Source organism: Hymenobacter sp. 102 (genome assembly GCF_049949205.1).
Lineage (GTDB): Bacteria > Bacteroidota > Bacteroidia > Cytophagales > Hymenobacteraceae > Hymenobacter.
The window spans coordinates 276061-290358 of record NZ_CP188172.1 but is presented as its reverse complement, the minus strand read 5'-3'; the positions used below and the strand labels follow the sequence as shown (position 1 = coordinate 290358).

12 protein-coding genes are annotated in these 14298 nt (G+C 61.7%); 7 read left to right on the top strand and 5 right to left on the bottom strand.

All coding sequences use genetic code 11. From position 1 onward, the window contains the following. Positions 1 to 44: 44 nt before the first annotated feature. The 7 genes from ACN19L_RS01245 (at position 45) to ACN19L_RS01215 (ending at position 9494) form a co-directional block, all read left to right on the top strand. Positions 45 to 1091: a hypothetical protein gene (locus ACN19L_RS01245; protein WP_426491736.1), complete on the top strand. Its 1047-nt coding sequence runs from the start codon at positions 45 to 47 to the stop codon at positions 1089 to 1091. A gap of 129 nt (positions 1092 to 1220) precedes the next feature. After that, on the top strand, positions 1221 to 2618 hold the full coding sequence (locus ACN19L_RS01240) for a sugar MFS transporter (protein ID WP_426491735.1): 1398 nt from the start codon (positions 1221 to 1223) through the stop codon (positions 2616 to 2618). A 230-nt stretch (positions 2619 to 2848) separates the two neighbouring features. Beyond that, the gene (locus ACN19L_RS01235; protein ID WP_426491734.1) at positions 2849 to 3622 is read left to right on the top strand and encodes a bacteriorhodopsin-like; all 774 of its coding nucleotides are present in this window, start codon (positions 2849 to 2851) and stop codon (positions 3620 to 3622) included. 99 nt (positions 3623 to 3721) lie between these two features. Next, positions 3722 to 4729 carry a Brp/Blh family beta-carotene 15,15'-dioxygenase gene (locus ACN19L_RS01230; protein WP_426491733.1) on the top strand — a complete coding sequence of 336 codons (1008 nt, stop codon included), beginning with the start codon at positions 3722 to 3724 and terminating at the stop codon, positions 4727 to 4729. Positions 4730 to 4896: 167 nt separating this feature from the next. After that, a complete protein-coding gene (gene murB / locus ACN19L_RS01225) occupies positions 4897 to 5925 on the top strand; it encodes a UDP-N-acetylmuramate dehydrogenase (protein WP_426491732.1) in 1029 nt (342 codons plus the stop codon). Positions 5926 to 6119: 194 nt separating this feature from the next. Then, positions 6120 to 7148 carry a DUF5689 domain-containing protein gene (locus ACN19L_RS01220; protein WP_426491731.1) on the top strand — a complete coding sequence of 343 codons (1029 nt, stop codon included), beginning with the start codon at positions 6120 to 6122 and terminating at the stop codon, positions 7146 to 7148. Between the two features lie 66 nt (positions 7149 to 7214). Then, entirely contained in the window at positions 7215 to 9494 is a 2280-nt protein-coding gene (locus ACN19L_RS01215; protein WP_426491730.1) for a phospholipase D-like domain-containing protein, read from the top strand. 211 nt (positions 9495 to 9705) lie between these two features. On the opposite strand, the gene rlmF is transcribed toward ACN19L_RS01215, so the two are convergent. The 5 genes from rlmF to ACN19L_RS01190 form a co-directional block, all read right to left on the bottom strand. Continuing rightward, positions 9706 to 10632, bottom strand: a complete 927-nt coding sequence (gene rlmF / locus ACN19L_RS01210) for a 23S rRNA (adenine(1618)-N(6))-methyltransferase RlmF (RefSeq protein WP_426491729.1) — start codon at positions 10630 to 10632, stop codon at positions 9706 to 9708. Between the two features lie 202 nt (positions 10633 to 10834). After that, complete coding sequence (locus tag ACN19L_RS01205; protein ID WP_426493557.1) at positions 10835 to 11038, bottom strand: Pr6Pr family membrane protein; 204 nt, start codon at positions 11036 to 11038, stop codon at positions 10835 to 10837. A 26-nt stretch (positions 11039 to 11064) separates the two neighbouring features. Then, positions 11065 to 11214: a hypothetical protein gene (locus ACN19L_RS01200; RefSeq protein ID WP_426491728.1), complete on the bottom strand. Its 150-nt coding sequence runs from the start codon at positions 11212 to 11214 to the stop codon at positions 11065 to 11067. A 97-nt stretch (positions 11215 to 11311) separates the two neighbouring features. Further along, positions 11312 to 11731 carry a hypothetical protein gene (locus ACN19L_RS01195; protein ID WP_426491727.1) on the bottom strand — a complete coding sequence of 140 codons (420 nt, stop codon included), beginning with the start codon at positions 11729 to 11731 and terminating at the stop codon, positions 11312 to 11314. A gap of 73 nt (positions 11732 to 11804) precedes the next feature. Continuing rightward, on the bottom strand, positions 11805 to 14222 hold the full coding sequence (locus ACN19L_RS01190; protein ID WP_426491726.1) for an endonuclease MutS2: 2418 nt from the start codon (positions 14220 to 14222) through the stop codon (positions 11805 to 11807). Positions 14223 to 14298 lie beyond the last annotated feature (76 nt).

The window sequence follows — 14298 nt, the reverse complement described above, 5'->3', positions numbered from 1 at the left end:
GGTCTGGGTCGGCCGTAACCAACGGCAATCTGCATCTTTGTGCTATGCGCGCCTCCTTCCTATTCGACCCCAATAAAAACTCCCGGTTTTACCTGGTGCTGTTTCTGGCCCTGGCTGTGCTGGGCCTGACGGCCTACGACGCGCTGAACGGCCATTATTCCATTATCGGCAGCGTAGCCTCCTTTCTGGGGCTGTTCGTGGCGTTTCAGAGCTGGAAGGCGGCCGATGATGCTTCCCGTAACTCCGACCAGGCCATGCAGCAGATGCACCGGCTCACGAGCGAAACGCGCCAGCTGGCCCAGGAAACCCGGCAGCTGGTAGAACGCTCCAACGCCGTGGAGGAGCAGATTCAGAGCGCCGTAGTAACCATCAGCGACGCCACGCGGGAGCTGTACAAGGGCTTTCAGCCGATTACGCAGCGCATGGCCGAGTTCCTGGAGGAAGCGGCCGGCAGCGAGTACCTGGCCCTGCTCACCGATTCGGCCGCCATTGGCACCTTTTACGCCCGCCACCACCGCCCCGAGCTGAACCAGCGCGAAATGCGCGCCCTCACCGACCGGATTCACGACCTGCTGCTGGACCGGGCCCGCGACTCGCGCGAGTTCTACCTGGCTACCCTGGCCGCCGACGAAGCCCCCGAAACTCTGCCGCCCACCCCCGACCAGCACGGCCGCCTGCACCACTTCGTGCAGGGCGTGTGGCAGCAGTTTCACCCCGACGCCGACGCCATTGCCCCCGAGTACTGGGAGGAGCACCGGGCCCAGCACCTGGCTACCCTCCGCCAGCTCGACGACGCCTTCCAGACGCTTTCGGAGCATCCCGAGCAGCGGGCCGCCGGCCTGGGCATACACCAGCTGGTGCCGGTGCTGCCGTTGCAACTGCTGCTGCGCTTCGATGCCGAGGCCAAGGAGCCGTTCCGGGCGCTGGTGGTGTTTCTGGGCCAGTACAACCTCGATAAGGTGGCCGAAGCCCGGGCCCTGCAAACCACCGACCCCGAGCTGGTACGCACCTTCATCAGTATGTTCGAAAGCCTCACCAGCCTCGACGACCACCCCGGCTACCAGCAGCTGCGCCGGCAGTTCCCGCTGTAGCGCGCCGGCCAGCGTGCCAAGGCACAAGTGGCCGAACTTCCATCTTTCCATTTTCCCGAAAAAACTCCGTAGCATTGCTTAGCCGGCCTTTCGGGCCGGCTTCTTCTTTCTATTTATTTCCGCCTTTGCATGGCTATTCCTTCTACTTCTTCCGGCTCGGCCACCGTTGGCACCGCAGCGCGTAGCTACGCGCTGCCCATGGCAGCCATGACCAGCCTGTTTTTCCTGTTCGGGGCCGTTACCAACTTCAATGGGGTACTCATGCCCTACCTGAAGGATGTGTGCCAGCTCACTGATTTTCAGTCCTCCACAGTATCGGTAGCGTTTTTCGGGGCCTATTTCCTGATGTCGTTGCCGGCCGGGGTGCTGCTGAAACGGCTGGGCTACCAGCGCGGCATTGTGGTGGGGCTGCTGATTATGGCCGTGGGGGCGCTGGTGTTCATTCCGGCGGCCAACTCCCGGGTATTTGGGGTATTTCTGCTGGGCCTGGCCATTCTGGGTGCCGGTATTACTCTGCTGCAGGTGGCGGCCAACCCCTACGTATCGGTGCTGGGCCCGGCCAGTGGGGCAGCGTCGCGGGTGAGCCTGGTAGGTGTAGCCAACAACTTTGGCGGCACCCTTTCTCCCCTGCTGGGCGGTATGCTACTGTTTGGCGGCTCCGAAGTGCTGAAGGCCCGGCTGGCGGCCATGCCCGTGGCCCAGCGCCTGGGCGAGGAAGCCGCCCTGGTAAAAGGTCCGTACATTGGCCTGGCCGTGTTTCTGGCCGTGTTGGCGGGCGTGTTTGCCCTGCTGAAACTGCCGGAGCTGGAAACCTTCACCGACGAAGAAACGGCCGCTGCCGACACGGCCCTACCCGCCCGGCGCTCGGCTTTGCAGTACCCGCACCTGGTGCTGGGCGTGGTGGCTATTTTCCTGTATGTGGGCGTAGAGGTTGGGTTGGGCGATTATCTGATCCGCTTCGGAGAAACCCAGAATATTCAGCAGCTGTCGGGCTTTACTCAGGCCCTGGTACGCAGCCTGAGCGTGGCTACCAACTGGGGCGCAGCCCTGTTCGGACAGGCGCCAGCCCCCATTGATACCACGGCGGGTTTCACCAAGGCCGTTGGCGCGGTGCTGGTATCATCGTATTGGTTTGGCTCCCTGATTGGGCGGGTGGTAGGTATTCCGCTGCTTAGCCGCATCAATGCCCGGCTGGCCCTGGTGCTGGTGTGCGCCGTGGCGCTGCTGAGCGTGGTGGCGGCGGTGCTGGTGCGCGGCGAAGCGGCCTTGTGGCTGGTGGTACTCTGCGGCCTGTGCAACTCCATTATGTGGCCCGTTATCTTCCCCCTGGCCATCAAAGGGCTGGGGCCGCTTACCAAGCAGGGCTCCTCTTACCTGATTATGGCCATTGTGGGTGGGGCCCTTATTCCTTTCCTGATGGGAGCTGTTTCCACCTACGCCGGGGGCCTGCGGGTAGCCTTTGTACTGCCGGCCCTGTGCTACGCCTATCTATTGTATTACTCGCTCAGGGGTTATCGACTACGGTAGTCGAACTATTTCTCCTCCTCCGCGGGGTCGGAACCAGTCTGCTGCCTGGTTCCGACCCCGCTTCCTTTTGCACCAGGTTAGCCGGTTGATGGACGAAGAATACAGGAGGGGCCACCCTCGATACTGAACAATTATTCTGTTTAATCTTTTGTCATCAAATCTTAAACATTTTAACATAGTATTCTATTAATGCAGTAAGGTTTTTTCTCTCACCATCAACCACTTATCTCATGCAAACGCTAACACTCGACGTCATGCGCATTCCGGTTGACGACCCAGTAGCTTTTACGTTCTTCACGGGGTACATGGCCATGGCGGCAGCCTCCGTATTCTTCCTGTTTGAGCGGAGTACGGTGGCCGACAAATGGAAAACCTCCCTCCTGGTTTCGGGCCTGATTACGGGTATTGCAGCCGTGCACTACTACTACATGCGCGACTACTACGTGACCACCCACGAAACTCCCATTGCCCTCCGCTACATCGACTGGACCCTGACCGTGCCGCTGATGGTAGTAGAATTTTACCTGCTGGTGCGGGCGGCCGGGGCCAAGGCCTCCCTGCTCTGGAAACTGATTCTGGCGGCCTTCATCATGCTGGTGTTCGGCTATATCGGCGAGGCCTTTACCGATGGGTCGATGCGCCACTCGGTGCTGTGGGGCTCCTTATCTACGCTGGGCTATGTGTATATTCTGTACGCGGCCTGGATGGGCGAAGTGGCGCAGCTGGCCGCGGCGTCCAACTCGGTATCGGTACAGAAAGGGGTACGGGCACTGGCGTGGTTTATTCTGGTGGGCTGGGCTATTTACCCCATCGGGTACATGGCCATGCCCGGCGGCTGGCTCGGGCCGGATGGAGCCAATATTCTGCGGCCGCACGACTTGGACTTGCTCTATAACATTGCTGATGCCATCAACAAAATCGGCTTCGGCCTGGTGGTGTATGGCATTGCCCGCAGCGAATCGGTGGTGAAGGTAGCCCCAGCCAACGCCGCCTCGGTGGTGTAGCGGCGGGGGGGTTACTCCGGCTTTCCTGGAATTCACCGGCTGGCAGGCTGCGTTGCCCACCCCGGGTCGTGCAGCCTGCTTGCTCTTTCTCCGCTACGTATGCTTTCTTCTTCCGGTACAATGGCGGCGGTGCCCTGGCCCCCACGCTATTATTCCTACGCGGCCGTTAGCCTACTAGTCGGGCTTGGGCAGCTGTTTCCAGCCTACGCCAACTTCGTGTTGGGCGTACCGCTGGCTGTGGGCATGGTGGCGTTGGGCCTTGCCCACGGAGCCTGCGACCAACTGGTAGTGCCCGCCGCAGCGCCGGCCGCAAACGCGCTGCGCGACTGGCGCTACTGGGGCCGGTTTCTGGTCGGGTACCTGGGCCTGGCAGTTGTCGTGGGCTTGTGCTGGTGGCGCTGGCCGGCCGCTACCGTTGGCTTGTTTTTTCTGCTCACCATGTGGCACTGGGGCTCGGCCGATGCTCCCCCGCCCACCCAGGTTTCAGGGGCGGTCTGGCTCAGCCATAGTCTGCTGCGCGGCACGTTGCTGTTTGCGGTACCGGCCGCCTGGTGGCCCGTCGAGACGGCCAGCATCGTCAACGATTTGCTGCGCTTCACCGGAGCAGCAGCTATTTCCCCGTTCACGTTCGGCGCGGTATCGGGCGGGCTGGGAATAGTAGTGGTGACCGGGCACGCAGCACTCTGGGGCTGGTATGCCCGGCAGCGGCGCTGGGAGTTGCTACGCCGGGAGCTGGTGGAGCTGCTGGTACTGGCCGGGCTGCTCCTGCTACTGCCGCCGCGCTGGTCGGTGGCGGTGTACTTTGTGTATTGGCACAGCCTGCAGCACGTACTGCGCCTGACCAGCTGGCTGAGTAATGGGCAATTGCTGCCAACCGGCTGGGCCCTGCTGCCCCAGCTGGTGTTTTTCCTGCGGCGAGCCGCGCCGCTGCTACTACTGAGCTGTATGGCGTTGCTGGTGCTGGGCCGCCTGCTGGCTCATCGCCTGCCCGATGCCGCCGCCTGGTTCAGCCTGGCGCTGGTGGTGGCCTCCATCGTGACGCTGCCCCACGCCCTGCTGGTAACACTGGTGATGGATGCGCCCCACCGAAAGCGCAAGGCATTCTGACTTACCCGCGGGCTGTCGGCCTGCCTCATCCTTTTATTGATTCTTCTGCCGTCCAGGTACCCTATTGGCCTTGCCGGTGCCGGGGGTGGGTGGCCGTGCGCGAGGCCGCACCTGAACGAGGCGGCAAACGGCTACCTTTGCGCCTGCATCATCCGTTTTCCTGCGCTATGGCCCCGGCTCCCCTACTTGAACACTCTGTTTCCCTGCGTCCCTTCAACACTTTTGGGCTCGATGTAAAAGCCCGGCTGTTTGCCCGCTTTGCCTCCACCGATGAGTTGCGGGCGTTGCTGGCGCTACCCGAGGTGCAGCAGGCCGAGAAGCTGATACTGGGCGGGGGGTCCAACCTCTTGTTCACTCAGGATTTCGACGGCGTAGTGCTGAAAAACGAAATCCGGGGGCTGGAAGTGGTAAGCCAAGACGACGACTCGGCTTTGGTGCGGGCCGGGGCCGGCGAGTCGTGGCACGGGCTGGTGCAGTTTACGCTGGATAGTGAGCTCAACGGCATCGAAAACCTGTCCCTGATTCCGGGCACGGTGGGCGCGGCACCGCTCCAGAACATCGGAGCCTATGGGGCCGAGCTGAAGGATACCTTCGACCACCTGGAGGCCTTGGAGCTGGCTACCGGCCACGTGCGCACCTTTACGGCCGCGGAGTGCGGTTTCGGCTACCGCGAATCGGTGTTCAAGGGGCCGCTCAAAAACCAGTATGTAGTAACCGGACTGGTGTTGCGCCTGCACCGCCGTGCTCAGCCCAACGTCAGCTACGGGGCCATCCAAACAACGCTGGAGGATATGGGCATTGGCGAGGAGCCCACTCCGCGGCAGGTAAGCGAGGCCGTGATGCACATCCGCCGCAGCAAGCTCCCCGACCCGGCCCAGATTGGGAATGCCGGCTCGTTCTTTAAGAATCCGGAGGTGTCGCAGGCCAAGTTTGAGGAGCTGCAAGCCCAGCACCCCGGCATCCCGGGCTACCCCGTACCAGGGGGCGTAAAGGTGCCCGCCGGCTGGCTGATTGAGCAGTGCGGCTGGAAGGGCCAGCGGCGCGGGGCCCACGGCGTGCACGATAAACAAGCCCTGGTGCTGGTCAACCACGGCGGGGCCCAGGGCCACGATATCCGGGAGCTGGCCTACGACATCATTGCCTCGGTGCGCGAGAAGTTCGGCATTGAGCTGCACCCTGAGGTGAACATCTTATAGGCAATCCAGAAAGGGGCCGACTGCTTTAAAGCAGCCGGCCCCTTTCGTTTCTGGGTTTTTTCCCATCCGCGGAAAAAAGTGCAGCATTTTAGGAATAGAAAGGTGTATTTTTACCTCAACTGGCGAAGCTACTGTTCTGCTACTTACCTCCTGATTGCACTCTTTTACCGTCCGCACGCAACCGCCCCCTCTACATGAAACAGCTTTTACTTCCGGCACTCCTGCTCTCTACTACGCTGGCCGCCCAGGCCCAGCGCAAGCCGGCCCCGGCCAAGCCCGCTACGGCTCCCGCCCCGGTGGCTCCCGCCCCGGTGGCTCCCGCTCCCCCCACCATCACGGCGGCCCGGGCGGCGGGCCCCGGAGCCACGGTCACCATCCGGGGAACAGTGACCAACGGCCCCGAGCTGGGGCAGTTGCGGTTTGTGCAGGATAAAGTGGCGGGCCTTGCGGTCTTTTCGACCACCAATTCGGACCTGCACACCTTGGTACCCGGCGACAGTGTGCAGATTACCGGCACGCTCAAAAACTACAATGGCCTGCTGGAAATGGACCCGGTAGCCAGCGTGTCCAAAATAGCCTCGGGCCGCCCGGTGACGGTGGTGGAGGTACCAGCGGCCGAAATGAACACCGTATTCGACGATGCCTACGAAGGCCGGCTGGTGCGCATTAAAGGAGTAACGAGCCTGGCTACGGCCGCCGGCACCCCGGCCGAGTCATTAAAGGGCAATACCAACTACCTGCTCAACGGCCAGAAAAACAATCCGGTCCGGATTCACGTGGCTTCCACCGGGGAGAAAGGGCTGGTTGACAAAACCCCGCCCACGGGCACCTTTGATGTAGTCGGCTCGGTGAGCCAGTTCACCCAGAACGGCACGGGCGGTTACCAGATTCTGCCCCGTCTGTCTTCCGATTTTGTGGTGGCGGGCGGACTACCGGCCATTGAAGGCGAGCCGGTGCCCACCAACGTGTACCGCAACGGCTTCACGGTTGTATTCCAGACGGCCAACCCGGGCACCACGAAGGTGGAATACGGCAAAACCTCCGCCCTGGGCACAGTAGTGGATCTGCCGGCCCCTACCCGGCTGCACACCGTCGAAATCAGCAACCTGGAGCCCAATACCTCCTACTACGTGCGGGTTTCCTCCACCAACGCGGCGGGCACGTCCCGGTCGGCAGCCGTGCCGATGCTTACGGATAATAAGAAGAAGCCCGTGGGCCGCTAGGCGCGGGCCGAGCGCCTTGGCGCTGACTGCTTCGTTTTCTCACACTTTCATTTCTTTTTGATTCGCATGAAAAACTTTACGCTTCTGGCGTTGCTGTACGGCGGAGCGGTACTTTCGGCCCGGGCCCAAACGGTTGTCAGCGTGGCTCAGGCCCGCCAGGCCGGGGTTGGGGCTACCGTGGCCGTACGCGGCGTGGTTACCAACGGGCCCGAGTTGGGCATTATCCGCTACCTGCAGGATGGCACCGGCGGCCTGGCCGCGTACTCCACTTCGGCGGCCGGTTTTGCCGGCCTCATTCCCGGCGACAGTATCGAAATCAGCGGCACGCTGAAGAACTTCAACGGTATTCTGGAGCTTGACCCTGTAACCAGTGTGGCCGTACTGGCCCAGGGCCGCACCATCCGGCCAGCTATTACAGTTGATGCGGCTACCGCCCTGGCTACGCCCTTCGCCGAGCAGTACGAGAGCCGGGTAGTGCGCATCAACGGGCTTACCCGCATCACCAGCAGCAGCGGTGGGACGGTCAGCGCGTTTGCCAACGCGACCAACTACCTGCTCAACGGCACCCCCAACGCCGCGCTGCGCACGCCCGGCAGCAGTGCCACCAACGATATTACGGGCCGGCCTATTCCGGCGGCTCCGTTTGATGTGGTGGGCATTATGAGCCAGTTCAGCTCGACGGGCACCGGCGGCTACCAAGTGCTGCCCCGCCGCTACGCCGATTTCGTGCTGGGCGGCACGCCCAATCTTCAGAACACGCCCTTCCCCAGCACCATCACGTCGACGGGATTCAGCGTGAACTTTACCACCGAAAACGCGGGCACGGCCAAACTGAGCTACGCCACCACGCCCACTGGCCCGTTTACGGAGGTAGCCGGCAGCACCACGGCCGCCACCCAGCACAGCATCGCGCTGAGCGGGTTGCAGCCGGGCGTGGTGTACTACGTGAAGGCCGCCGTAACCAACAGCATCGGCACCTCGGAGTCGCGGGTAGTGCCAATGGTGACGGCCGCGCTGTCGAGCGGGAAGATGCGCACCTACTTCACCAACTCCGTCAACAGCGCCCTGGCCTCGCCCGGCAACGCCGCTACTTACCTGCCCAACGGAACTATTGCCGATACCCTGGCCCGCTACATCGGCCTGGCCCGGCAGACGCTGGATATTGCCATCTACAATTGGAACAGCCCCACCATTCTGACGGCCGTAAACGCGGCCCACGCCCGCGGCGTGCAGGTACGGGTGCTGTTTGAGGATGAAAATGCCAACGTGAGCATTCCGGGCCTCAACGCGGCCATTCCGCGCATCGGCCGTCAGACGCAGCAAAACATCATGCACAACAAGTTTGTGGTGATTGATGCCGAGGCCACCAACCCCAACGTGCCGTGGGTGTGGACGGGCTCAACCAACTGGACGCCGGCCCAGCTCAGCACCGACCGCAACAACGCCATTGCCGTGCAGGACCAGGCCCTGGCCCGCACCTACACCATCGAATTCAACGAAATGTGGGGCGGCGGCACCCAGGCTACGGCCCGTTTCGGCTCGGCCAAAACCGATAACACGCCCCACTACCTAGTTATCGGTGGCAAGTCGGTGGAATCGTGGTTTTCGCCTACCGACCAAGTGAACAGCCGCCTGATTCAGGCCATCCAGTCGGCCGATAACGACCTGCACATTGCCACCATGCTCATCACCCGCACCGATATCGGCCGCGCCATCGTGGACCAGGTGCGGGCGCGCAACCTGGTCGGCTGCTCCGAGGTGCTGCTTAACGACACCAGCAACACCGGCACCGGAGCCATTCTGCGCACCATCCGCACGGCTCTGGGCGAGCGGGCCCTGGTGAAATCGGCCAGCGGCATCATGCACCACAAATACGCCATCATCGATGCCGGCGCGGCGCAGTCGGACCCGCAGGTATTTGTGGGCTCCCACAACTGGAGCCTCTCGGCCGATACCGAAAACGACGAGAATACGCTCATCGTGCACGATGCCCGCGTCACCAACCAGTACTACCAGGAATTCGCCGCCCGCATCAGCGAGCAGAACCGGGGGATTCAGGTGTGTAACCTGGTACTGAGCAGCAAAACCGCCACGGTGCAGCAGAGCAGCGTGCAGGTGTACCCCAACCCCACCCGCGGCCAGTTCCAGCTGCGGGTGCAGTCCGGTGCCGCCCGTACGGCCCGCGTCATCCTGCGCGACGCCACCGGCCGCGTCGTCCTCGACCAGACTAAAGCCCTCACCGGCCAGGACGTAAGCGTGGACGCCTCACAGCTGCGCGCCGGCCTGTATCTGATGCAAATCGAAACCGCCGAATCGACGCAGGTTAGCCGCGTAGTAGTGGAGTAGGTTATTGTTAGAAGTTAGATTTCTGACTGCTTACGTAGCAAGAAAGGCGGCTCCCGGTATCGGGAGCCGCCTTTCTTGTTAATTGATATTTCTCAACTGTCATCCTGAGAGCAGCGAAGGACCTTATCACGCCTAAACGACAATCGTAACAACTACTCGTTCTGACGTGATAAGGTCCTTCGCTCTGCTCAGGATGACAAATGGTAAAAACCTAGGCTTTCCACCGCCGCTGGGCCCAGGTCTGGCGTTGCTCGGGCGTCTGGAACGACCAGGCTACGAGGCGGCTGATTTTCTGGCCCTGGCTCATGTTGAGGATGCGGGTTTCGGGGGAGCCGGCCAGCTTCAGGAAGTGCTGGATGCTGGGTAGAGTTTCCTTTTTAGAAATGAGCGTGGTGAACCACAACACCTGCTGGCCCAGCGGCGCGCTTTGGGCCACCATGCGTTTCAGAAAGCCTTCCTCCCCGCCTTCGCACCATAGCTCCGAGTTCTGCCCCCCGAAATTTAGCACCGGTGCGGCCGCTTTGGGGTAGCCCAGGTTGCGGTTTTTGCGCTGGCTGCCCTCGGCCGCTGCTGCCGCCGACGCGTGGAACGGCGGGTTGCACACCACCAGGTCAAACTCCTCCCGGGGCTTCACAATACCGTCAAACACGTAGTCAGCGTGGGTTTGCAGGCGGAAGTCGATGCGGCCGGTCAATACTGGGTTGGCGGCCACCATGGAGCGGGCCGCTTTCAAGGCTACTTGGTCGATTTCGGAGCCTACGAAGCGCCAGCCGTACGTCTGGGAGCCGATAATGGGGTACACGCAGTTGGCCCCCACGCCCACGTCGAGCACGTGCACGGCTTTGCCGTGGAGCACCTCGCCGCCGTTGGTTTCGGCCAGCAAATCGGCGGCGTAATGCAGATAGTCGGCGCGGCCGGGAATGGGCGGGCAGAGGTAGCCGGCCGGAATATCCCAGTGCTGCACGCCATAGAACTGCCGCAGCAGGGCCCGATTCAGGGCCTTCACCGCGGCCGGGTTGCTGAAGTCAATGGTCTGGTCGCCGGTGGGGTTGGGCACCACGAAGGCGGCCAGCTCGGGGCTATGGCTGAGCAGCTGCGGAAAATCGTAGCGGGCGTTGTGGGGGTTGCGAGGGTGCAAAATCGAAAGCGAAAAAAAGATGAAGGAGCCGCCTCAGCGGTCCGGTACTGGCTGGCCACGCTGCCCAGCACCAGCGAAAACGCCAGCAGCACCAGGAGCACCACAGCACTGTTGGGCAGCGCGCGCGGGTAGCCCAGGGCCGCCGCATCCACGAACGGATACGGATAAAACCGGACTCCTGGCCCGCGCAGCAGCGTGTAAGCTAAAAGCCCAGCGCGCGCAAAGGTACGAGGCCGTGGAGGATATCGTCGGCCATGCGGCCCCAGCCGGCCACGGGCACCAGCCCGCGCAGTACCGTCTGGTACACCACGCCCACCACCAGAATGTACACCGTGAGGGCAGTATTTACTTCCGGCTGCCGCACCCAGTGCCCAAGCCGCCCGCCCGACACCAGCCCACGTACCAGAAAATACGCCGTAATCAGCGCAGTGGTCAGGATGGTGAAGTAGCTGCAGAAACGAATGACGGTTTCCAGCGGCGGCAGCTGCCGGTGGTAAACGTGAGGTAAAACTGCAGACCCAGGCCCGTCAGCCCCAGCACCGCCCCTACTACGGCCCAGCGGCGGCTTCGCGTATCCTCCATAGCAGATACCTAATTATGCAGGGCTACCAGCGCGGCCACCCGGAGCAAGATAGTTGCCTCGCACCAGACTACTTGATTGTCAACTATGACCGACCGCTCACCAACAATAGCTTCTTTTCATCTGAAGCTCCACTTCTTGCCCCCGAATTGTCAACGTTCCGCCATAAACTCCATCTTGGTTAGGGTGCAAGCAAAATGTTGAGGATGCTCCTTCTCCCGTTACTGCTTGTAAACGACCGTTCTTCAGGCCACTACTACTGTGTATCCAGCGGCGTTGCGCGGCATAATCGCACTTAAACCGCAGAGAGAATTTCTGGCTGAATGAACCATCTACTTTTTTAATTTCTACCTCAGAAACAGGAACCGGAAGTGCGGCCAGCCCACCCCATTCCAGGGTTGTATTTATGGCTTCTGCTTTGTTCCAGGGCATCACCCGGTCGGTACACAGTATACATACTCCCAACCCGCCCAACAGCAGTAATCCACCAACTACTATCCGAATCAATATAGATTTCATGCTGTGAAATAAATAAAAAGCCCGCCCTAACTACCATTGCAGGCAGCCAGGGCGGGCTTTGAATCCGGGAAACTTACTTCAGCACGGCAATAGTCACGCCGTCGCCGCCGCGGTCGGCGTGCTCGTCGGCTACGCTGGCTACGGCGCGGGTGCGGTGCAGGTAGTCGCGGGCAATCTGGCGCAGCACGCCGTTACCGCGGCCGTGCAGGATTTTAATTTCCGGCACGCCCAGCATCACGGCGTCATCCACGTAGGCCATGATTTTATTGAGCGCATCTTCGGCCCGCTCCCCGCGCAGGTCCAGAGTAGTGTTGAAGCCGGCCATGCGGCCCGTAATATCCAGCGTGGCATGCTGGGCCGGGGCCTTACGCGCAGCCGTTTTCTCCCGCTCCCGAATTTCGGAACGGGTGAGCTTTTCCAGCTGGCTGACTTTTACGATGGTTTTCAGCCCGCCGAAGCTCACCTCCGCCGTCTTGCCCTTCACGCTCATGATTTCGCCGTGGCCCTCCTGCCCCAGCAGCGCCACTTTATCGCCAGGTTTGAGGGTGTTGGGGTCGGCCATTTCGCGGGTGGCCCGGGGCTTGGGGGGCTCGATGTGCAGCTTTTCGCGCACGAAGGTTTCCAGCTTGCCGCGGGCTTCCTTGGTACGTTCCTTCTCGGCCTGCCCAATCCGGATTTCCTGGATGGTAGACTCAATCTGTTGGTTGGCATCCTTAAGCAGCAGCTTGGCCTTGGCTTTAGCGTCGCGCAGCACCTCCAGCGTGGTATCGTCGAGGTACTTCTTAAGGTCCTGATACTCCTGAGCGGCTTTTTTCATGCGCCGCTCGGCCTTGGCGGCTTCGGCGGTGCGCTGCTCCAGCTCAGTTTTCTCCTTCTCAAGGCCTTCCAGCAGCCGGTCGTAGCGGATTTTATCCTTACCCACAAGCTGCGTGGCGCGCTCCACCAGCTGCTTCGGCAACCCGATTTTACGGGCAATTTCGATGGCAAACGAGGAACCCGGCTTACCGATTTCCAGCCGGTACAAGGGCTGCAGCTGCTCGGGGTCGTAGCGCATGGCCCCGTTCACGATGCCGGGCGTGCGCTCGGCATAGTTTTTCAGGTTGGTGTAGTGCGTAGTGATGACGCCGAAAGCCCGGGCGCGGTTGAGCTGCTCCAGCACCGCCTCGGCAATGGCCCCGCCCAGGCTGGGCTCGGTGCCGGTACCAAATTCATCAATCAGCACCAGGCTGCGCTTGCCCGCCAGCGTCACAAACTGTTTCATGCTCAGCAGGTGGGAGGAGTAGGTGCTCAGGTCGTTTTCCAGGCTCTGCTCGTCGCCGATGTCGAGGAAAATATCATCGAACATACCGGCCTCGGAGGTTTCGCCGGCCGGAATCAGCAGGCCGCACTGGAGCATATACTGCACCAGGCCCACCGTTTTCATGCTCACCGACTTACCGCCCGCGTTGGGCCCCGAAATCAGCAGGATGCGCTGCTCAGGCGTGAGCTCAATATCCAGGGGCACCACCTCGCGGGGGTCGTCCTTGGCGTGGCTGAGGAACGTGAGGTAGAGCAGCGGGTGGCGCACCTGCTGCCAGCGCATCATCGGACGCGGATGCAGCACGGGCAAGGACGCCTCCAGGCGGCGCGCCAGCTGGGCCTTGGCCCGAATGAAGTCGAGCAAGCCCAGATACTGATACGCCTTGCGCAGATCCGGAATATGAGGGCGCAGCTGGGCCGTGAGCTGCAGCAGAATGCGCACCAGCTCGCGGTGGTAGGCGTTGTCGAGGTCCTTGATATCGTTGTTGAGCTCGAAGACGGCCTCCGGCTCGATGTACACCGTCTGGCCCGTGGCCGACTCGTCGTGAATCAGGCCTTTCACCCGGCGCTTGTGCTCGGCAATAACGGGCAGTACCAAACGGCCACCCCGGATGGTGGGCTCGGAGCCCTCGGGCACCCAGCCTTCCTGACGGGCGTGGCGCAGAATGCCGGCAATCTGCTTGCGCAGCTGCACCTGCCGGGCAATCAGCTCCTGCCGGATCTGGCGCAGCAGCGGCGAGGCATCATCGCGCACGAGGCCCTCGTCGTCCACCACTTTATCCAGGGCGGCCAGCAGGTTGCGGTCTACCTGCACGCCAATGCCCAGCAGGCGCAGCGTGGGGTACAGGTCTTCCTCGGTACGGCTGAAAAAGGTAAGGGCCTCGCGGATAGTGCGCAGGCTCATCTTGATGGCGTAGAAAGCCGCCACCTCCAGGTAAGAGCCGGGCAGATTGGCCCGCACCAGGTGCTGGTTTACGTCGTGGTAGTGGGAGCCGGGAAACTCGGCCCCGCTGTTGAGCAGCTGGCGGAATTCATCGGTTTGCAGGAGCAGCTTTTCCAGCTGGTCGTGCTTGGTCAGGAAGCTCATCTTGGCTACAAAGTGCCGGCCCAGCGCGCTCAGGCACAGGCCGTCCAGCAGTTCACGCAGCTGCGTGAAGCCAATCTTCTGCTCGAAATTCTGGGGTAAAATCAAATCGGGGAGTCTTGGAAATCGGAATGGAATGCGAAGATAAACAGTATAATGCAGGCTAAAGATTCGCTGAAGTCGA

Excerpts from the sequence above, each read along its gene's own strand:
- ACN19L_RS01245 (WP_426491736.1), top strand. The coding sequence starts at position 45 with ATGCGCGCCTCCTTCCTATTCGACCCCAATAAAAACTCCCGGTTTTAC.
- ACN19L_RS01215 (WP_426491730.1), top strand. The coding sequence starts at position 7,215 with ATGAAAAACTTTACGCTTCTGGCGTTGCTGTACGGCGGAGCGGTACTT.
- ACN19L_RS01220 (WP_426491731.1), top strand. The coding sequence starts at position 6,120 with ATGAAACAGCTTTTACTTCCGGCACTCCTGCTCTCTACTACGCTGGCC.
- murB (WP_426491732.1), top strand. The coding sequence starts at position 4,897 with ATGGCCCCGGCTCCCCTACTTGAACACTCTGTTTCCCTGCGTCCCTTC.
- ACN19L_RS01240 (WP_426491735.1), top strand. The coding sequence starts at position 1,221 with ATGGCTATTCCTTCTACTTCTTCCGGCTCGGCCACCGTTGGCACCGCA.
- ACN19L_RS01195 (WP_426491727.1), bottom strand. The coding sequence starts at position 11,731 with ATGAAATCTATATTGATTCGGATAGTAGTTGGTGGATTACTGCTGTTG.
- ACN19L_RS01230 (WP_426491733.1), top strand. The coding sequence starts at position 3,722 with ATGCTTTCTTCTTCCGGTACAATGGCGGCGGTGCCCTGGCCCCCACGC.
- ACN19L_RS01200 (WP_426491728.1), bottom strand. The coding sequence starts at position 11,214 with ATGGAGGATACGCGAAGCCGCCGCTGGGCCGTAGTAGGGGCGGTGCTG.
- ACN19L_RS01235 (WP_426491734.1), top strand. The coding sequence starts at position 2,849 with ATGCAAACGCTAACACTCGACGTCATGCGCATTCCGGTTGACGACCCA.